At 24.6% G+C, this 20,178-nt stretch carries 22 protein-coding genes; 14 read left to right on the forward strand and 8 right to left on the reverse strand.

Features of this window, described 5'->3' with window-relative positions:
* Positions 1 to 131: 131 nt before the first annotated feature.
* From ftsH to greA, 3 genes are all read right to left on the reverse strand, one after another.
* Positions 132 to 1,970: an ATP-dependent zinc metalloprotease FtsH gene (gene ftsH, locus GUU85_RS01780; protein ID WP_163119385.1), complete on the reverse strand. Its 1,839-nt coding sequence runs from the start codon at positions 1,968 to 1,970 to the stop codon at positions 132 to 134.
* Positions 1,971 to 2,036: 66 nt separating this feature from the next.
* Positions 2,037 to 2,657, reverse strand: a complete 621-nt coding sequence (locus GUU85_RS01785; protein WP_163119386.1) for an RlmE family RNA methyltransferase — start codon at positions 2,655 to 2,657, stop codon at positions 2,037 to 2,039.
* Between the two features lie 81 nt (positions 2,658 to 2,738).
* On the reverse strand, positions 2,739 to 3,218 hold the full coding sequence (gene greA / locus GUU85_RS01790; RefSeq protein ID WP_163119387.1) for a transcription elongation factor GreA: 480 nt from the start codon (positions 3,216 to 3,218) through the stop codon (positions 2,739 to 2,741).
* Positions 3,219 to 3,665: 447 nt separating this feature from the next.
* Between greA and GUU85_RS01795 the strand changes: the two genes are divergently transcribed.
* The 5 genes from GUU85_RS01795 (at position 3,666) to cgtA (ending at position 6,983) form a co-directional block, all read left to right on the forward strand.
* The gene (locus GUU85_RS01795) at positions 3,666 to 3,911 is read left to right on the forward strand and encodes a BolA/IbaG family iron-sulfur metabolism protein (RefSeq protein ID WP_163119388.1); all 246 of its coding nucleotides are present in this window, start codon (positions 3,666 to 3,668) and stop codon (positions 3,909 to 3,911) included.
* A 34-nt stretch (positions 3,912 to 3,945) separates the two neighbouring features.
* Positions 3,946 to 5,196, forward strand: coding sequence for a UDP-N-acetylglucosamine 1-carboxyvinyltransferase (gene murA / locus GUU85_RS01800; RefSeq protein WP_163119389.1), 1,251 nt, complete (start codon positions 3,946 to 3,948; stop codon positions 5,194 to 5,196).
* Positions 5,197 to 5,243: 47 nt separating this feature from the next.
* Positions 5,244 to 5,570 (forward strand): 50S ribosomal protein L21, encoded by a 327-nt coding sequence (gene rplU / locus GUU85_RS01805; protein WP_163119391.1) that lies wholly within the window; start codon positions 5,244 to 5,246, stop codon positions 5,568 to 5,570.
* 3 nt (positions 5,571 to 5,573) lie between these two features.
* Positions 5,574 to 5,828: a 50S ribosomal protein L27 gene (rpmA, locus tag GUU85_RS01810; protein ID WP_163119393.1), complete on the forward strand. Its 255-nt coding sequence runs from the start codon at positions 5,574 to 5,576 to the stop codon at positions 5,826 to 5,828.
* Positions 5,829 to 5,972: 144 nt separating this feature from the next.
* The gene (cgtA, locus tag GUU85_RS01815; RefSeq protein WP_163119395.1) at positions 5,973 to 6,983 is read left to right on the forward strand and encodes an Obg family GTPase CgtA; all 1,011 of its coding nucleotides are present in this window, start codon (positions 5,973 to 5,975) and stop codon (positions 6,981 to 6,983) included.
* Positions 6,984 to 7,041: 58 nt separating this feature from the next.
* On the opposite strand, the gene rpsI is transcribed toward cgtA, so the two are convergent.
* Both rpsI and rplM read right to left on the reverse strand, forming a co-directional pair.
* Entirely contained in the window at positions 7,042 to 7,434 is a 393-nt protein-coding gene (gene rpsI, locus GUU85_RS01820; protein ID WP_163119397.1) for a 30S ribosomal protein S9, read from the reverse strand.
* Positions 7,435 to 7,452: 18 nt separating this feature from the next.
* Positions 7,453 to 7,884, reverse strand: a complete 432-nt coding sequence (gene rplM / locus GUU85_RS01825) for a 50S ribosomal protein L13 (protein ID WP_163119399.1) — start codon at positions 7,882 to 7,884, stop codon at positions 7,453 to 7,455.
* Positions 7,885 to 8,128: 244 nt separating this feature from the next.
* Here rplM and GUU85_RS01830 point away from each other — a divergent pair, with 244 nt between their 5' ends.
* The 6 genes from GUU85_RS01830 (at position 8,129) to rplS (ending at position 12,784) form a co-directional block, all read left to right on the forward strand.
* Positions 8,129 to 9,280 carry a chorismate mutase gene (locus GUU85_RS01830; protein WP_254056354.1) on the forward strand — a complete coding sequence of 384 codons (1,152 nt, stop codon included), beginning with the start codon at positions 8,129 to 8,131 and terminating at the stop codon, positions 9,278 to 9,280.
* A 107-nt stretch (positions 9,281 to 9,387) separates the two neighbouring features.
* On the forward strand, positions 9,388 to 10,743 hold the full coding sequence (gene ffh, locus GUU85_RS01835) for a signal recognition particle protein (RefSeq protein ID WP_163119401.1): 1,356 nt from the start codon (positions 9,388 to 9,390) through the stop codon (positions 10,741 to 10,743).
* Positions 10,744 to 10,835: 92 nt separating this feature from the next.
* On the forward strand, positions 10,836 to 11,096 hold the full coding sequence (rpsP, locus tag GUU85_RS01840) for a 30S ribosomal protein S16 (protein ID WP_163119403.1): 261 nt from the start codon (positions 10,836 to 10,838) through the stop codon (positions 11,094 to 11,096).
* Entirely contained in the window at positions 11,093 to 11,620 is a 528-nt protein-coding gene (gene rimM / locus GUU85_RS01845; RefSeq protein ID WP_367889641.1) for a ribosome maturation factor RimM, read from the forward strand. Before rpsP ends, rimM begins: the two co-directional genes overlap by 4 nt.
* A gap of 14 nt (positions 11,621 to 11,634) precedes the next feature.
* Positions 11,635 to 12,411, forward strand: a complete 777-nt coding sequence (gene trmD, locus GUU85_RS01850; protein ID WP_163119405.1) for a tRNA (guanosine(37)-N1)-methyltransferase TrmD — start codon at positions 11,635 to 11,637, stop codon at positions 12,409 to 12,411.
* 25 nt (positions 12,412 to 12,436) lie between these two features.
* The gene (gene rplS, locus GUU85_RS01855) at positions 12,437 to 12,784 is read left to right on the forward strand and encodes a 50S ribosomal protein L19 (protein WP_163119407.1); all 348 of its coding nucleotides are present in this window, start codon (positions 12,437 to 12,439) and stop codon (positions 12,782 to 12,784) included.
* An 86-nt stretch (positions 12,785 to 12,870) separates the two neighbouring features.
* Here rplS and tldD read toward each other — a convergent pair whose 3' ends face one another.
* Positions 12,871 to 14,322 carry a metalloprotease TldD gene (gene tldD, locus GUU85_RS01860; RefSeq protein ID WP_163119409.1) on the reverse strand — a complete coding sequence of 484 codons (1,452 nt, stop codon included), beginning with the start codon at positions 14,320 to 14,322 and terminating at the stop codon, positions 12,871 to 12,873.
* Positions 14,323 to 14,470: 148 nt separating this feature from the next.
* Here tldD and aroQ point away from each other — a divergent pair, with 148 nt between their 5' ends.
* Positions 14,471 to 14,932 (forward strand): type II 3-dehydroquinate dehydratase, encoded by a 462-nt coding sequence (gene aroQ / locus GUU85_RS01865; RefSeq protein ID WP_163119411.1) that lies wholly within the window; start codon positions 14,471 to 14,473, stop codon positions 14,930 to 14,932.
* A gap of 103 nt (positions 14,933 to 15,035) precedes the next feature.
* On the opposite strand, the gene fis is transcribed toward aroQ, so the two are convergent.
* Together fis and rluD are read right to left on the reverse strand one after the other, a co-directional pair.
* Positions 15,036 to 15,332, reverse strand: a complete 297-nt coding sequence (gene fis / locus GUU85_RS01870; RefSeq protein WP_163119792.1) for a DNA-binding transcriptional regulator Fis — start codon at positions 15,330 to 15,332, stop codon at positions 15,036 to 15,038.
* A gap of 164 nt (positions 15,333 to 15,496) precedes the next feature.
* Positions 15,497 to 16,438 carry a 23S rRNA pseudouridine(1911/1915/1917) synthase RluD gene (gene rluD, locus GUU85_RS01875; protein ID WP_163119413.1) on the reverse strand — a complete coding sequence of 314 codons (942 nt, stop codon included), beginning with the start codon at positions 16,436 to 16,438 and terminating at the stop codon, positions 15,497 to 15,499.
* 130 nt (positions 16,439 to 16,568) lie between these two features.
* On the opposite strand from rluD, the gene GUU85_RS01880 reads away from it, so the two are divergent.
* Both GUU85_RS01880 and alaS read left to right on the forward strand, forming a co-directional pair.
* Positions 16,569 to 17,342, forward strand: coding sequence for an outer membrane protein assembly factor BamD (locus tag GUU85_RS01880; RefSeq protein ID WP_163119415.1), 774 nt, complete (start codon positions 16,569 to 16,571; stop codon positions 17,340 to 17,342).
* Between the two features lie 118 nt (positions 17,343 to 17,460).
* The gene (alaS, locus tag GUU85_RS01885; RefSeq protein WP_163119417.1) at positions 17,461 to 20,094 is read left to right on the forward strand and encodes an alanine--tRNA ligase; all 2,634 of its coding nucleotides are present in this window, start codon (positions 17,461 to 17,463) and stop codon (positions 20,092 to 20,094) included.
* Positions 20,095 to 20,178: the final 84 nt, after the last annotated feature.

Here is a 20,178-nt window from a genome sequence, read left to right on the forward strand (position 1 = left end):
TTTTTTAAAAATAAGATGAAGTTATATTAACTTTATTTCTTCATCTTATTTTAAGATATATTGAACAAGAATATCAAACATTACAAAATAAATGTTTCTTCGAAATATGTATTATTACTTAACAAATAAAATTATTTATTGTTATTTGCATCTATCCAATCAATTGGTTTACGAACTTCTCTTCTTTCCATTAAATCATCTATCTGAAAAGCATCAATAGTTTCATATTTTATTAAAGCTTCTTTCATAGCATGTAATATATCAATATTGTCATTTAAGATATTTCGTGCTCTTTCATAATTAATTTCAATTAACAATCTTACTTCTTCATCAATAATTCTAGCTGTTTCATCTGACATGTGTTTTATTTTTGCGACAGAACGACCTAAAAAAACTTCTCCTTCTTCTTCAGTATATAATAAAGGTCCTAATTTTTTTGAAAATCCCCATTGTGTTACCATATTTCGTGCTAAATTAGTAGCTATTTTAATATCATTATATGCACCGGTAGAAACATTTTTAGCTCCGTAAATAATTTCTTCAGCCAAACGACCTCCGTATAATGTAGATATTTGACTTTCTAACTTTTGACGACTAATGCTAAACGTGTCTGATTCTGGTAAAAAAAATGTTACACCTAATGCTCTTCCTCTTGGAATAATAGTTACTTTGTGAGCAGGATCATGATCAGGTACTAATCTTCCAATAATAACATGACCAGCTTCATGATATGCAGTTGATTCTTTTTGAAAATCACTCATAACCATTGATCTTCGTTCAGAACCCATCATCATTTTATCTTTTGCTCTTTCAAATTCTAACATAGATACTACACGATGATTAAGTCTAGCAGCAAAAAGTGCAGCTTCGTTTACTAAATTAGATAAATCAGCACCCGAAAAACCTGGTGTACCCCTAGCAATAATAATTGGGTCTACATCTTTAGATAAAGGAACTTTTCGCATATGTACTTTTAAAATTTGTTCTCTTCCACGAATATCCGGTAAAGGAACAATGACTTGACGATCAAAACGACCGGGACGTAAAAGAGCCGGATCTAACACATCAGGTCGATTAGTAGCGGCAATTAAGATAATTCCTTCATTTCTATCAAAACCATCCATTTCAACTAACATTTGATTTAATGTTTGCTCTCTTTCATCATGCCCACCACCTAATCCAGCTCCTCTTTGACGACCTACTGCATCAATTTCATCAATAAAAATTATACATGGCGCAGATTTACGAGAATGCTCAAACATATCTCTAACTCTAGATGCTCCAACTCCGACAAACATTTCAACAAAATCAGAACCAGAAATTGTAAAAAATGGAACTTTAGCTTCACCAGCTATGGCTTTTGCAAGTAATGTTTTACCAGTACCAGGAGGACCGACCATTAATACACCTTTTGGGATTTTTCCTCCTAATTTTTGAAATCGGCTCGGTTCTTTAAGATATTCGACTAATTCACTGACTTCTTCTTTTGCTTCATCGCATCCAGCAACATCTGAAAAAGTAGTTTGAATTTGATCTTCTGATAACATACGTGCTTTACTTTTTCCAAATGACATTGCACCTTTTCCGCCACCAATCTGCATTTGACGCATAAAAAAAATCCAGACTCCAATTAACAATAACATTGGAAACCAAGAAATAAAAATTGAAACAAGAAGACTGGGTTCTTCAGGGGCTGATCCAATAATCTTAACTTTTTTAATTAAAAGATTATCTAAAAGTTTAGGATCGTTAATAGGAATATAGGTAATATATTTACTACTATCTTTTTTAGTAACACTAATCATTCGTCCATTAATATATGCTTCACGCACCTGATCTTGATTGACTTCTGATAAAAAAGTTGAATAATCAACTTTATGATTATTATTTACATCGTTAGTGTTAAAATTCTGAAATACAGACATTAATACAATTGTAATAACCAACCAGAAGATCAGGTTTTTAACCATATCACTCAAGGGAACAACCTCTCATTGAATCTATATTTAAAAAACAACACAGATATCTGTTATTTTTCATCTGGTTGCTATAATGAAGATTTCTCGAGATCTTGTTCGAGAAGTTTTAGGTTTGCAAATTTTAATTTTTTTAAAAAATCTTTTAATCTCATGATATAATTCATTAAAACCATCTCCTTGAAATGATTTTAACAAAAAAGTACCATTTTTAGATAACACACGATTTGATATTTTTAATGCCAATTTAGATAATTCAATGATATTTGGCATATCAATAGAAAAATTTCCTGTTATATTAGGAGCCATATCCGACATTACTAAATCGAATATTATATCTTTTGATAAATATAATAATTTATTTAACATGTCTGGATTACGAAAGTCTCCTTGCAAAATATTAACACCCATTATTGGTTTAATTGGTAATATATCACATGCTATAATATATCCTGTTTTACCTATTTTATTTGCAGCATATTGAGACCAACTGCCAGGAGAAGAACCTAAATCAATAACATTCATTCCCATTTTTAATAACTTATAATCTGTATCTAATTGTTTTAATTTAAACCAAGCACGTGAACGTATATTATTTTTTTTTGCTTCTTTAACATATAAATCTGAAAAATGTTCTCTTAACCAATAATTAGACTTTTTCTTTTTTTTTTTATTAATCATATTTCGTTATTTAAATAGTAACTTTTAGAAAATAATTTGTAATTTAAGAAATATTACAAATTAATCATTTAATTTTGAAATCTATATATGATCAATTTTTAAAATTTTATATTCCACATTTCCACCCGGTGTAGATATATTCACAGTATCATTAATATTTTTCCCTATTAAACCTCTAGCAATTGGAGAATTAATAGAAATCAAATTTTTTTTAAAATCAGACTCATCATCACCTACAATTTTATAAGTAAACGCTTGATTATTATTAATATTTAAAATACTAATTGTAGAGCCAAAAATTACTCGACCAGTATTAGAAATTTTTTTTATATCAATAATTTGTGAATTAGACAATTTTAATTCAATTTCTTTAATTCTTCCTTCACAAAAACTTTGTTCTTCACGTGCTGAATGATATTCAGCATTTTCTTTTAAATCACCATGTTCTCTAGCTTCTGCTATTGCTTTAATAATACGCGGACGTTTAATATTTTTTAATGTTTTAAGTTCTTGAAGAAGTTTTTCCGCACCTCGCGCAGTCATAGGGATTAAATGAGACATAATATGAATACTCCTTTTCTGTTCATTACTTTTTTAAAAAAAATTCTAAAATAAAATTTAATAAAATACTTTTGAAAATTTTTAAAACTGTTAAATTATAATTAGTATAAAAAATACTTAAATATAATAACATTGTATTTTTAAAAATATGACAATTTATGTTGTTCATTTTATTGAAATATTTATAAAAATTATATTATTAAAATAGAAATTTATATTAAAAATATCTAATAAAACTTTATACACAATAAAATATATTTAAAATACATATTTATTTTAAATTAAAAAATATAATTTATCAAAATTTTCAGTATGTAGTTATATATTTAAACTTAACTTATTTAAAATATTTTTAGATAAGTATATTTATAAGTCAATTTCAATGAAGAATAAAATATTATCAACAATGTATATTCTTTTCTATTATTAACATAAAAGTATAAAAATATGGATAATGAAAGTATCAAATTATTACTAATTAACAAACTAAATTTAACAAAAATATATGTTACAGGAGATAATAATCATATTAACATTATAGCTATTGGAGATATTTTTAAAAATATTAGTTCGGTAAAAAGACAACAAATTGTTTATGAACCATTAATCAATATAATTACAGAAAAGTATATTCATGCAGTATCTATTACTGCATATACAAATGATGAATGGGAAAAAACAAATAATCAATAATTTGTATCATCTTTAAATAGAGATCTATGAATACATGAATCAATTATCTATAACAGGAAACAAAACTTTAAATGGTAATGTAATCATTTCTGGGTCTAAAAATGCAGCGCTGCCAATTTTATTCATGACTATATTAACAAAAGAAAAAATTAAAATTAGCAATGTACCTAATTTAACTGATATTCAAATAGCACTTAAATTGCTTATACATTTAGGAGCTAAAATCAAACAAAAAAATAATTTACAAATTGATACAAGTACAATAAATATTTTTAATGCTCCAAATTATTTAATTAATAAAATTAGAGCATCTATTTGGATACTAGGTCCTCTTTTAGCTCGTTTCGGACAAGCTCACATATCTTTACCTGGTGGATGTAAAATAGGTGATAGACCAATCGATTTACATTTATATGGTTTAACTCAATTAGGTGCTATTATTAACGTAAAAGGTAAATATATACATGCTTATATAAAAGGACGTTTTCAAGGAAAATATATTTTTATGGAAAAAATTAGTGTTGGTGCAACTATAACAATTATGAGCGCTGCTATTCTAGCTCAAGGTTTAACAATTATTGATAATGCAGCTTGTGAACCAGAAATTATCGATGTTGCAAAATTTTTAAATTCTATAGGAGCTAATATAACTGGTGCAGGAAATAAAAAAATATATATTCAAGGTGTATCAAAATTAACTGGAGGAAAACATACAATTATTCCAGATAGAATTGAAACAGGGACTTTTTTAATCGCTGCTACAATTTCACAAGGTTATATTATTTGTCATCAAACTGAACCAAAACATTTAAAAACTGTATTAATGTATTTAAGTAAATCTGGAGCAAAAATTAGAACAGGAAAAGATTGGATTGAATTAGATATGAGAGGTAAACGTCCAAAATCTTTAAATGTTCAAACTGCTCCTTATCCAGGTTTACCAACAGATATGCAATCACAATTTACATTATTAAATATAATTTCTCAAGGTATTGGTATAATAACTGAAAATATTTTTGAAAATCGATTTATTTATGCTATTGAATTAATCAAAATGGGCGCAAAACTAAAGATTAAGAATAATACTATTATATCTTATGGAACACAAAATTTGATAGCTTCTAACATTTTTTGTAGTGATTTAAGAGGAGCAGCAACGTTAATATTAGCCAGTTGTATTGCTATTGGTATAACTATTGTCAATCATACTTACCACATTGAAAGAGGATACGATTCATTTCTTCAAAAATTAAATAAATTAGGAGCGGATATAAAAATTATATAAATATAATTTTATAAAATTTTTAAAAAACAATATAACTGGAGTGTTTTATGTATGCAGTTTTTATAAGTGGCGGCAAACAATATAAAGCAATTAAAAATCAAGTAATTAGATTAGAAAAATTAAACTGTCCAATTGGTACAACTATAAAATTTGATAAGCTTTTAATGATATCTCAAAAAGATTATACAATTATTGGAGAGCCTTTTATACAAGGAGGAATTATAAAAGCTGATATTCAAAATCATGGTCGTTCGAAAAAAATTAAAATTATTAAATTTAATCGTCGCAAACATTATAAAAAACAGCAAGGTCATCGTCAATATTTTACTGATGTTAAAATTTTAGATATCAATCATATTCAAGGAAAAATATAATCCATGGCACATAAAAAAGCAGGAGGATCGACTAGAAATGGAAGAGACTCTAATGCACAACGATTAGGTGTAAAATGTTTTGGAGGTGAATTTATTTCTGCAGGTAGTATTATTGTTAAACAAAGAGGAACTAAATTTCATCCTGGAAAAAATGTAGGTTGCGCAAAAGATCATACAATTTTTGCTACTGTTGCAGGAAAAGTAGAATTTAAAAAAAAAGGATTAAAAAAAAGAACATATATTAATATAATTAATTAAATAGCATATAAGTTTTTTGTTAAAACCCCTTATTTAAGAGGGGTTCCTCTTTTTTTATATACATTATCACAATATATTATTGATATAATAAATAGTAACATTATAATTTTTTACCGAATAAAATATATATCAGGAGCATGAAGTATGAAATTTATTGATCAAACGGTAATAGAGGTCATTGCAGGAAATGGTGGACATGGTTGTGTAAATTTTAGAAGAGAAAAATATATTCCTAAGGGAGGTCCAGATGGTGGAGATGGAGGAAATGGAGGCAGTATTTGGTTAGAAGCGAATAATAATTTAAATACTCTTATAGATCTTAGATTCAAAAAACAATTTAAAGCGGAAAATGGACAAAATGGGTCAGGAAAAAAATGTTCTGGCAAAAAAGGAAAAGATATAAAAATATATGTTCCGGTAGGAACAAAAGTTATAAATTTTCAAACACGAGAAATTATAGATGATCTAATTCAACATCAACAAAAGGTTATGGTTGCTAAAGGAGGTTGGCATGGTTTAGGTAATGCTAGATTTAAATCTTCTACGAATCGTACACCTCAACAAAGTACATTAGGTACACAAGGGGAAAAACGAGAAATACAATTAGAATTATTATTAATTGCAGATGTTGGAACATTAGGAATGCCTAATGTTGGAAAATCTACTTTAGTTTCAAATATATCTGGAGCAAAAACAAAAATTGCTAATTATCCATTTACAACATTAAATCCTATTTTAGGTAGTGTAACAACAAAAAATAATAAAAAATTTATTATCGCAGATATCCCTGGAATCATTCAAGGGGCATCGCATGGATCTGGATTAGGTATACGTTTTTTAAAACATTTAGAAAGATGTAAATTACTTTTGCATATTGTTGATTTAGTTCCTCAAAATAATTATCGTCCAATAGATAATATAAAAATAGTTTTAAAAGAACTAAAAAAATATAGTTTAGATTTATATAATAAACCAAGATGGTTAATTTTTAATAAAACTGATCTATTAAGTACAACAAAAATTAATAAAATTATTGATGAAATAAAATGTCATATTAAATTGCCAAGTCAATATTATTTAATTTCATCTATTCAGAAAAATAGTATGATACAATTATGCTGCGATATTTGTCACCATTTAGAAAAAATAAAATAAGAACTCGGCGTTTTAAAACCAAGTTCTTTTAAAAATTACAAGATAAAATATTTAAAATTTAACGTTTAGAAAATTGTGGACGTTTCCTAGATTTTCGCAAACCAACTTTTTTACGTTCTACTTGGCGTGAATCACGTGTTACAAAACCAGATTTTCTTAACTCCAATCTTAATGATTGATTATATTTAATTAAAGCTCGAGTAATACCTTGTCGAATCGCTCCTGCTTGACCAGATATACCTCCACCTTTTACTGTAATATAAATATTAAATTTATCAATCATACCAACTAATTCTAATGGTTGACGCACAATCATACAAGAAGTTTCACGACCAAAATAATCTTTTAAAGAACGTTTATTAATAAAAATTTCTCCACTACCCGATCTAAGAAAAACTCTAGCAGAAGAACTTTTACGACGACCAGTACCATAATTTTGATTTACAATCATATATTTTTTTATACACCTTTATAAAATGTTTAATAATGTAGGACATTGAGCTATATGATGATGATCTGCATTAGAAAAAATTTTTAATTTTTTTAGCATAGCACGACCTAAGGGACCTTTAGGTAACATTCCTTTTACGGCATGTTGTATAATTCTTTCTGGATGTAAAGCAAGAATTTCTTCAAATCTATATTTTTTTATACCACCTATATATCCAGTATGATGATAGTAAATTTTATCAATCTTTTTATTCCCTGTGACTAAAATTTTAGAAGCATTTAAAACAATAATATAATCGCCAGTATCAAGATGAGGAGTATATTCAATTTTATATTTTCCTCTTAGATAAGACGATAATACACTAGCCAATCTACCTAATACTTTATTAGTAGCATCAACATAATACCAATTTCGTTTAATATTATTTAATTTTACTGAAAATGTTTTCATAAAATATCACTCAGTTGAATATAATTTTTTATATATAAAATAATACTATCATTAAAATTAATAAGATATAGTAAATATATTTTAATAAAACTTTTTTAAAATATTATTAGTTATTAATAAAATTAATTTTATTATTTCAACTATATTAAAAAAACATTTATGTATATTATTATATATAATAATTAAATTTTCTTATTAAAAGCGCATTTTATACTTAAATACACTATATATTTATAGGTAATACATGATGCCTACTCAAAATTCTTTATTATTTTTTCGTAATAAAATTAATAAAATTGATAAAAATATTGTAAAATTATTAGCAGAAAGAAAAAATTTAGTCTTAGAAATTGCTCAATCTAAAATCAAAAATAAACAAGCGATACGAGATGTAGAGCGTGAAACAAACATGATCAATGAATTAACTAGTTTAGGAAAAAAAAATCATCTTCAACCAGAGTATATTACTCGATTATTTCAATTAATAATTGAAGAATCAGTATTAACTCAGAAAAAATTATTACAACAATTTTATCATAATAAAAATTTAATTTGTTCTAATTTTTCTGTCCTTGGACCTCAAGGATCTTATTCTCATATCGCGGCATGCAAATATGCAGATAATACTTTTCAAGTATGTACTATACAAGAATGTTTAACGTTTAAATCTGTTATCGACTCTGTGGAAAATAATCAATCAGATTACGCTGTTTTGCCAATTGAAAACACTTGTTCTGGTTATATTCATGAAGTGTTAGCTTTATTAGAAAAAACAAATCTATTTATTGTTGGAGAAATTAGTATTTTTATTAATCATTGTTTAATTGCAATTAAAAAAATTCGATTAGATCAAATTCAAAATATCTATAGTCATCCTCAACCATTTAAACAATGCAGCAATTTTATTAGCAAATTTCCAAAATGGGTAATTCATCACACTCAAAGTACTTCAGATGCTATGAAAATAATATCTGAAAAAAATCAAATATCTCACGCAGCATTAGGAAGCGAAATTAGCAGTAAAATATATGGATTAAAAGTGTTATATAAAAATTTAGCAAATCAAGAAAATAATAGAACAAAATTTATTATCTTAAATCGCAACCCTATTAAGATTTCTGAAACAAAAAATAATAAAACAACTTTTTTATTTACTACTAAACCAAAATCAGACGATCTAAATAATATATTATCTATATTAAAAGATGAAAATATCATTATATATAAGTTAACTTCTAGAACATTAGATCATGAACCATGGGGAAAAATATTTTATATTGAAATTCAAATCAATCTATTGTCACAATTGATGCAAGATATTCTCAAAAAAATTAAAAAAATCACTAAATTTATCAAAATTTTAGGTTGTTATCCTTATGAAAGGATATCTGAATAATTTTTCAAAAACATTAAAAAACAAATAATTTAGTAATGAATTATATAAACTAAATATACATTTTTTAAAAAAATTAAATATTTAAACTTTAATATGAGTAATAAATAATGTTTAAAAACTTAAAAAAACGTCTGTCAAGTAGTTTTAAAAAAATTATAAATAAAGGAAGACTCACAGAAGAAAATATTAAAGATACTATACGAGACATACGAAGAGCACTATTAGAAGCAGATGTAGCATTATCAGTTGTAAAAGACTTTATACAAAATGTTAAAAACAAATCCATTGGTCATCAAATCAATGCAAGTTTAACGCCAGGACAAGAATTTATTAAAATCATTCGAAATGAACTAATTTTTATAATGGGAGAAAAAAATAATTCATTAAATTTATCTATTCAACCACCTGCAGTAATATTATTAATTGGTTTGCAAGGTTCAGGTAAAACTACAAGTTTAGCAAAATTAGGTCAATGGATTAAAAATAAATATAAAAAAAAAATCTTAATTGTCTCTACTGATATTTATCGAGCAGCAGCTATTAAACAATTACAAATATTATCTGAACAAATTGAAATAGATTTTTTTAAATCTACAATAAATCAACAACCAATTGAAATAACTAAACAAGCAATGCAGTATGCACAATTAAAATTTTATGATGTATTATTAATTGATACGGCGGGTCGATTGCATATTGATAAAAATATGATGAATGAAATTCATGAAATAAAAAAAATATCTAAACCTATTGAAACAATATTAATAGTAGATTCTATGATGGGTCAAGATGCAATAAATATGGCTAAAATATTTGATAATGAGTTATTAATTTCTGGTATAATATTAACAAAAACAGATAGTGATGCTAGAAGCGGTGTTGCTCTATCAATACGATATATTACCGGCAAACCAATTAAATTTATAGGTACAGGAGAAAAAATTACATCGTTAGAAGAATTTTGTCCTGAAAAAATAGCTGATAGAATTTTAGGGATGAATGATATGATATCTCTTATTAAAGAAATTGAACAAAAAGTAGATCAATCAGACATTCAAAAACTAACAAAAAAAATAAAAACAGGACATAATTTTAATTTAAATGATTTTTTAACACAAATCAAACAAATGCAAAAAATAGGAGGATTAAATTATTTTATAGATAAATTCTCTAGTAATAGTCAATTATCTAATCATACATCATTATTAAACACAGATGAAAACACATTTAAAAAAGTAGAAGCTATTATTTCTTCAATGACACCGAAAGAACGACAACAACCAATTATTATAAAAGGCTCCAGAAAACGTAGAATAGCTTTAGGATCGGGTACAAAAATACAAGATGTTAATAAATTATTAAAAAATTTTGATGATATACGTAGAATAATGAAAAAAATTAAAACTAGTGGAATATCTAAAGTTATAAGAGGAATTAAAAACATGTTACCGAAAAATTTTTAAATATATTATATCATAATATGCTTTTAAAATAAAATATTTATTATTTTATATAATAATCAATATATATTACAAATACTTTATTAGGAAAAAAAATGGTTAAAATTCGTTTATCAAGATATGGAACTAAAAAACGTCCTTTTTATAAAATGGTAGTAGCTGATAGTCGTTTTGCTAGAAATGGTCGTTTTATAGAAAAAATAGGATATTTTAATCCTATTACTCAAGGAGGAAAATCTAGCCAACTTAAAATAGATTTAAAAAGAGTAGAATATTGGATCAATCAAGGCGCTCAAATGTCAGATAAAACTAAAAAATTAGTTCAATTATTTAATAAAAAAGAGAATATTTTATAAAAAATACTATTAATAAACCTATTAAACCATTAGTCATTGGAAAGGTAGGAAAAGCTTATGGAATATTGGGTTGGATAACCATTTTTTCTTTTACAGAAAAAAAAGAGCAAATATTTAGTTATTTACCTTGGTTTTTTTTGAAAGATAATCAATGGACTAAAATAACAGTTAATAACTGGAAAAAATATAAAAATAATTTTATTGTAAGTGTTAATAATATATTTGATCGTTCAATTATTAAAAATTTCACTAATGCAAACATAATTATTAGTCAAAATACATTACCATTATTAAAAAAAAATAATTATTACTGGAATGATTTAATTAATTGTACAGTTTTTAATACCAATCATAATTATATTGGTAAAGTTAATAATTTAATTAGAACAAAAAATAATGATGTTCTTATTGTATATAATCAGTTTAGTCAATTGAAAAAAAATATATTAATTCCATTTATAGAAAATCAAATTATAAAAAATATCAATATTTATAATAAATTAATAATAGTTACATGGAACTAAATCATATATTCTACATGAACAAAAAACATAAAAATCCTCTAATATGGTTTAATATTATTACTATTTTCCCAGAAATGTTTCAAGCCATTTCAAATTATGGAATTGTTTCTCAAGCAATTAAAAAAAAAATAATTAATATAACTTGTTTAAATTTAAGAGATTTTAGTCAAAATAAGCATAGATCTATAGATGATCGTCCTTATGGAGGAGGAGCAGGAATGTTAATAAGTTTTAAACCACTATATTTAGCTATTCAATACGCAAAATCAATCTTAAAAAATGATGCGACGATTATTTATTTATCTCCTCAAGGAAAAAAATTTAAACAAAAAGATATAGAAAAATTAATTAATAAAAAAAAAATTATTTTTATATGTGGTAGATATGACGGAATAGATCAACGTATTATTGATTCTCAAGTCCATGAAGAATGGTCTATTGGAAATTATATACTCACTGGAGGAGAATTAGCTGCTATGGTTATGATTGATGCTATTTCTAGATTAGTTCCAGGTGTTATTAAAACTGAACAATCAATACAAAAAGATTCTTTTTCTAATCATCTTCTTGATTATCCTAGTTATACTCGACCAAAAATTGTGCATAATATGTCAGTTCCAAAAGTTTTATTATCTGGAAATCATAAAAATATTTATCTTTGGCGTTTACAACAATCACTGATAAATACATGGATAAAACGTCCAGATATATTAAAAGATAAAAAATTAAATATACAAGAACAAATATTACTAAATAATTTTAAGAAACATCAAAAAAAAAATAATTCATAATATTTTTTTATTTAAAAGGATAATTATGTCGAGTATAATTCAACAAATTGAAAAACAACAAATAAAAAAAAATATACCTGTTTTCCGACCTGGAGATACTATTGAAGTACAAGTCTGGGTAATTGAAGGCTCTAAAAAACGTATACAATCTTTTGAAGGAATAGTTATTGCAAAAAAAAATCGTTTTTTACATTCATCTTTTACAGTTAGAAAAATATCTAATGGGGAAGGTGTAGAAAGAGTTTTTCAAACACATTCTCATAATATTGAAGATATTATTCTTAAAAGAAAAGGCTTTGTTAGAAAAGCAAAATTATACTATTTAAGACATCGTACTGGTAAAGCAGCACGTATTAAAGAAAGAATAGATTAATAAATATAAACATGCAGTCATGAGTCTTAACCTTGACTGCATTATTATATAATCAATCAATTATATAAACAATATGTTACTATAAATTAAGCAGTTCCACCTATAGTTAAACTATCTAATTTAATAGATGGTTGTCCTATACCCACTGGAATATTTTGACCATCTTTACCACATATTCCCATCCCTGAATCCATTTTTAAATCATCACCTACCATAGATATTTGTTGCATTGCCTCTAAACCTGATCCTATTAAAGTAGTATTTTTAATAGGTGTAATAATTTTTCCTTTTTTTATTAAATATGCTTCTGATGTGGAAAATACAAAGTTTCCAGATGTAATATCTACTTGTCCACCAGAAAAATTTACAGCATATATTCCATAGTCAACACTATTGATAATATCGTCTATTTTTGATTTTCCTGACAACATAAAAGTATTAGTCATACGAGGCATTGGTAAGCATGAGTATGATTCACGACGACCATTTCCAGTAGTATCCATTCCCATTAAACGTGCATTTAATTTATCTTGCATGTATTTTTTTAATATACCATTTTCAATTAAAATATTACGTTGACCAGGTGTACCTTCATCATCAACACTTAATGAACCACGCTGATTAGCCATAGTACCATCATCAATTATAGTACATAATTTTGACGTAACTTGTTTTCCAATCATATTAGTAAATACAGAAGTTTTTCTTCTGTTAAAATCTCCTTCTAAACCATGACCAACTGCTTCATGTAATAAAACACCAGGCCATCCCGATCCTAATATAACTGGGAAGGCACCAGAAGGCGCATCTTTTGCGGATAAATTTAATAATGCTATACGCACTGCTTCTTTAGACCAATATTCAATTCGTATCTCATCTGAAAGATCGTCTTTATTTAAAAAAAAGTTATAGTCAGTGCGACTACCACCTCCACTGCGTCCTCGTTCTCGTTTTCCATGATCTTCAACTAAAACATTGATAGAGCATTGCACTAATGGTCTTATATCAGCAACAATATTTCCATCAGTTGAAGCAATTAATACTTGTTCATATGATCCTGTTAAATTTGCATTCACTTCTTTAACTCGATGATCAATATTACGTGCTATACGATCTATTCTATATAAAAGATCAATTTTCTCTTTTGCAGAAAATGTGTCTAAAGGATTAATATTATTATAATGAGATTTAATTGATTTTTTTGATAATTTTTTATTTTTTATTACACCTTTCATTGACATAATACTGCGTGCTTTATTAGTACTAGTCTGCAAAGATTGAATAGATATCTGATCTTCATATGCAAAACCTACACTTTCATTTTTAATAGCTCTAACTCCTACTCCTTGATCAAAATGATAGTTGCCTTCTTTAATAATACTATTTTCTAAAAACCAAGATTCATAAAGATTGGATTGAAAAAAGCAATCTCCATAATCTATATTACGAGTACAAAGTTCTTCTAACGCCATAAAGACATTTTGATAATTTATTTTGTTATTAATTAATAAAGATTCACCAACTAATTCAAACATCATTTTAACGTACTCAATTAATTATTAATATTTAAATATATTATAAAATATAATATAAAAAATAAAAAACGTTATTTAACATCTTTGATGTTTTTTTTAAAATTATAGTATACTATTAAAATTATGATTTTTTATTAAAAAATATTTATATATGAAAAATATTATACATGTACTAATAATTAATGGACCAAATTTAAATCTTTTAGGAACTCGTGAAACCAATATTTATGGACATAATACTTTATCTGATTTAATAGATAAAATGAAACAAAAATCAAAAAAAAATAATATATTTTTGCATCATATACAATCTAACGCGGAACATATTCTAATTGATAAAATTCATGCTGCTAAACAAAATATTGACTATATTATTATTAATCCAGGTGCATTTACGCATACTAGTATTGCTATTAGAGATGCTTTAATTGCAGTAGATATTCCTTTTATTGAAGTCCATATTTCAAATATTTTTGCTCGAGAAAGTTTTCGTTCACATTCATGGTTATCTGATATTTCTCAAGGTGTTATTTCTGGATTAGGATTAGATGGTTATTATTGGGCATTAAAAACTATATCTAATAGATTAATAAATGTTAATCAAAAAAATTGATTACAATATTTACAAAAAATATAAAAAAATCATTTGCACTCTCTTAATTTTATATTTCTAATAGAAAGTGCAATCAATATATAAGATATACATTGCAAACAAACTAATTCATACTATATTTTTTTAATTTTTTTCTTAATGTACTACGATTTATTCCCATAATTAAAGCTGCTTTTGTTTGATTTCCTCTAGTATATTGCATTATTATATCTAATAATGGTTGTTCTAGTTCAGTTAAAACTAACTCATATAAATTATTGATTTTTTTATTATTTAAATTTAATAAATAATTTTTTAAAGCATTTTTAATTAATTCACGCAAAGATTTTTTAATAATTTTATCTTGAAAATTAATTCTAGAATAAAATAAAAATTCTGTATTTATTTTTTTTTCTAACATCATATTATCAACTCTTGATTATGTTATATTTTTAAATTGTTATTCACTATGAATACTGATATTAAAATCTAATACTGTAATAGTATATTTCAAAACTTTTTAATACAAAAATAAACAATATGAATGTATTAAAAATAAATATAATTTAAAAGACTTAATTTTTTTTATGATAATTTTGAAATTAATTCAATCATATCTTTGGGAAAAGGTATTGTCCAAGACATTAAGTTTTGACGAACAGGATGTAAAAATGAAAGATAATTAGCATGTAGCGCTTGACGAGAAAATTTATATACTTGATTTATTTTTTGATCGTTTTTATATTTAATATAATTATTTAAATTACTATAACAAGGATCCCCAAATAATGGATGTTTAATATATGACATATGTACACGAATTTGATGTGTTCTGCCAGTTTCTAATCGTATAGATATATGTGTGTGATTTTTAAAACGATTTATTATTGTATAATGTGTAATTGCAGTTTTTCCTAAACGATTGACTGTCATGCATGTTCTTTTAATAGGATGCCTCATAATAGGTTGATTAATTGTTCCTCCTGAAATTACATTTCCTGTAACAATACCTTGATATTTGCGAACAATTTTTCTTTCTTTTAATAATTTTACTAAATAATTATAAGAAAAAATATTTTTTGCAATTACCATTAAGCCCGTAGTATTTTTATCTAAACGATGAACTATACCTGAACGCGGAACATTACGAATATTTTTATCATAATATAGTAAAGCATTTAAAATAGTTCCTGTTTTATGACCTGACCCTGGATGCACTACTAAGCCATCAGGTTTATTTATAACTAATATGTGATCATCTTCATAAATAATGTTTAAAGAAATATTTTCTGGAAGATCATATAATATTTGTTCATTTTTCAAATAAATAGTAATAGTTTCTTTACCTAATATTTTTTTATCAGGTATATTTATGATAATTCCATTAACAGCAACTTGATTCATAATAATCATTTTTTTTAAGTAGGAGCGAGAATATTCATTAAATATAATTGATAAAACTTGATCTAATCTTTTTCCGAATAAAGATATACAAGATATAGTTGTGCTTAATTTTGTTTCTTTCAATATCATAATCCTTATTTTTAGGAAATTAACGCTGAATCTTGAATATTTATATAATATGCTATTCTAGTATAATTCTAGAAGTTCATGTTTAACAATATAAATTTTATTAAATTAAATTGAATCTATAACAATGAAAAGAAAAAAAAATATTATACTGATTTTTATTATTTTATGTTTTAACTTCACGGTAAATTGTAGATCTTTAAATAGTCATGTTTTTATAGATACATATCTTTTGTATAAAAAATCTCAAATAGAAACATATCTTCTTTATAAAAAATCTCAAAAAGAATTAAAAAATAAACGATTTAATAATATGATAGTAATATTAGAGCATATCAAAAATAATAATGTTACGCATTTTAATGATGATAAAATTAGAATACATTTAATTTATGGTTATTATAAAACCAATAATTTTAATATGGCTATAAAAAATATAAAAGAATTTTTAAATAATTACCCAAATCATCCAAATACGGATTATGCAGAATATATAAAATGCTTAATTAATATACAATTAGATAAAAATATTTTTTTAAAAAATTTATTAAAAGATTATTATAAAAGAGATTTAAATCATTCAATATACACATTTTTGCAATTGAAAAAATTTATTAATAAATATCCTTATAGTTTATACCTTCCAAATGCTAAAAAACATTTATTGTGCTTAAAAAATCATTTATCAGAATATGATTTGCAAATCTTAAAATTTTATTTTTTTCGTCAAGAATATATATCTGTAATAAGCCGAGGACAAGAAATGCTGCAAAAATATCCAGAAACAAAATCAGCACGAATAGCTCTTAAATATATGCAAAAATCTTATAATTCATTAAAAATGTTTGATATATCTAAAAAAATATCAAAAATCATTATTTTAAATGATGTTTCAAGTTAATAAAGCAATCAATTAATAAAATAATTAAATGATTATCCAATGAATAAATATCACAAATTTATTTTTGAAATATTTCAATGTAATTCAAACGTCTTTTTTAAATTAATCAAGAATAAAAATGAATAGAACAACAAATAATATTCGTCAAGATTTTTTAAATTTCTTTAAAGATAAAAAACATATAATTGTTCCAAGTAGTTCTTTAGTTCCATATAATGATTCATCATTATTATTTACAAATGCAGGGATGAATCAATTTAAAGAAATTTTTTTAAATGAAAAAAAAATAAATTACTCACGAGTTGCTACTGTTCAACGTTGTTTAAGAACTGGAGGTAAACATAATGATTTAGAAAATGTAGGATATACTTCAAGACATCATACTTTTTTTGAAATGCTTGGAAATTTTAGTTTTAATGATTATTTTAAAAAAGAAGCAATTGAATATGCTTGGGAATTATTAACATCAAAAAAATGGTTTAATATACCCGTACATAAATTATGGGTGTCAGTTTATCAAGAAGATGACGAAACATATAAAATTTGGAAAAATATTATTAAAATACCTATTAAACAAATTATCAAAATAGGAGATAAGAATAACGTTCAATATAATTCAGATAATTTTTGGCAAATGGGCGACAGTGGTCCATGTGGTCCTTGTACAGAAATATTTTATGATTATGAAGATAATTTAAAACCAAATCCAGAAGATTTCTTAAATAATAAAAATAATCGTTTTATTGAAATTTGGAATATTGTTTTTATTGAATTTAATCGTATCTCTCGAAACAATATTATCTCTTTAAAAAACAAATCCATAGATACAGGTATGGGATTAGAAAGAATAGCTTCGATTTTACAAAATGTATTTTCTAACTATCATATTGATATATTCCAAAAATTAAAAGAACATATATCTCAATTAAGTCAAGTACACGATTTAAATCATATATCTTTACAAGTAATATCCGATCATATCAGATCATGTGCGTATATTATTGCTGATGATATTACGCCATCCAATGAACATCGAGGATATGTTTTAAAAAGAATTATTAGAAGAGCATTAAGACATTGTCATAAAATAGGTATGAAAAAAAATTGTTTTCATCAATTAGTTGCTACAGTAATCAAAGTAATGGGAGACTCAGGTGTTATATTAAAACAAAAACAAAAAAAAATTGAAGACATATTGAGATCAGAAGAAAAACAGTTTTCTTATACTTTAGAAAAAGGTTTAAAAATATTAAATAGTGAAATAAAAAAAACAAATAATAATATATTATCTGGAAAAACTGCATTTTATTTATATGATACTTTTGGTTTTCCAATTGATTTAACAGCTGATGTTTGCCGTGAAAAAAATATTCAAATAGACTATAATGCATATAAATTACAACAATATAAACAAAAAACACAATCTAATATTAATAAAAAATTTTATAAAAATTATAATAATATTATTGTCAATGCCACATGTCATTTTGAAGGGTATAAAAAAAATAAAACAAAATCATTAGTCAAACAAATTGTAATTAATCATAAATCTGTTTCAAAAGCTAATAAAAATGAATATAGTATTATTTTTTTAAATAAAACACCATTTTATCCTGAATCAGGAGGACAAATAGGTGACACAGGTGAATTATATAATAAAACATGCTATTTTGTAGTAGAAAATACAAAAAAATATGGAGATTCAATAGGACATATTGGTAAATTAATATCAGGTACACTAGAAACCAACACACATATTAATACTCAAATTCACCAATTAAATCGAACTGCAATTCAATTAAATCATTCAGCAACACATTTATTACATTCTGCATTAAGAAATATTTTCGGACAATATGTTTGCCAAAAAGGTTCTTTAGTGACCCATACACATTTAAGATTTGATTTTTCTTATCAAAATCCAATAGAAATATTTCAAATACAACAAATTGAACATATGATTAATAAATATATTCGTCAAAATGTTCTCATTACTACTCAAATGCTGAGTTTAGAAGAAGCTAAAAAAAAACAAGCAATAGCTTTATTTGAAAATCAATATAGCTCAATAGTACGAGCTGTTATAATGAAAGATATTTCTATTGAATTATGTAGCGGAACTCATGCTAAAAGAACTGGTGATATTGGAATTTTTAAAATTATTTCTTATTCAAGCATAGCATCAGGAATTAAACGAATTGAAGCTGTAACAGGACATGAAGCAATAAATTATTTGCATAAAAAAGATAATTATATAACAGACTTATCTCTTACATTACATTGTAATCAATCAGATATTAAAGACAAAATTGAAAATTTACAAAATAAAATAAAATATATTGAAAATAAAATAACTAAATTACAAAAAAGAGAAAATCAAAACTATATAACACAATTACTCAAAAATTCTTATGATTTAAAAGGAATTAAACTAATAATACATATATTTCATAAATATGAACATAAATTGTTAAGAATTATTACAGATGAATTAAAACAAAAATCAAAACAAACAATTACTATATTAATAAATGTTAAAAATAATCGTTTTACTATTGTTATTGGAGTTACAAAAAATTTATTTAATTATATAACAGCTATAAAAATTATGAAAATGATTTCAGAACGTACTCATGCAAAAGGAGGAGGAAAAAAAGAAATTGCTGAAGGAGGAGGAATATATACTGAAAAACTATCAATAATTTTAAAAAATATGCCATTATGGCTTGATCAACAATTATATCAAACATAAAATATTTCTTAGTATAGCATGTATATTTTAATTATAAATTGAAAAATTTATTAAAATATAAACTATAAAATATATTTTTTTAAA

It is taken from the genome of Buchnera aphidicola (Uroleucon sonchi), from assembly GCF_011035165.1.
GTDB classification, from domain to species: domain Bacteria; phylum Pseudomonadota; class Gammaproteobacteria; order Enterobacterales; family Enterobacteriaceae; genus Buchnera; species Buchnera aphidicola_BE.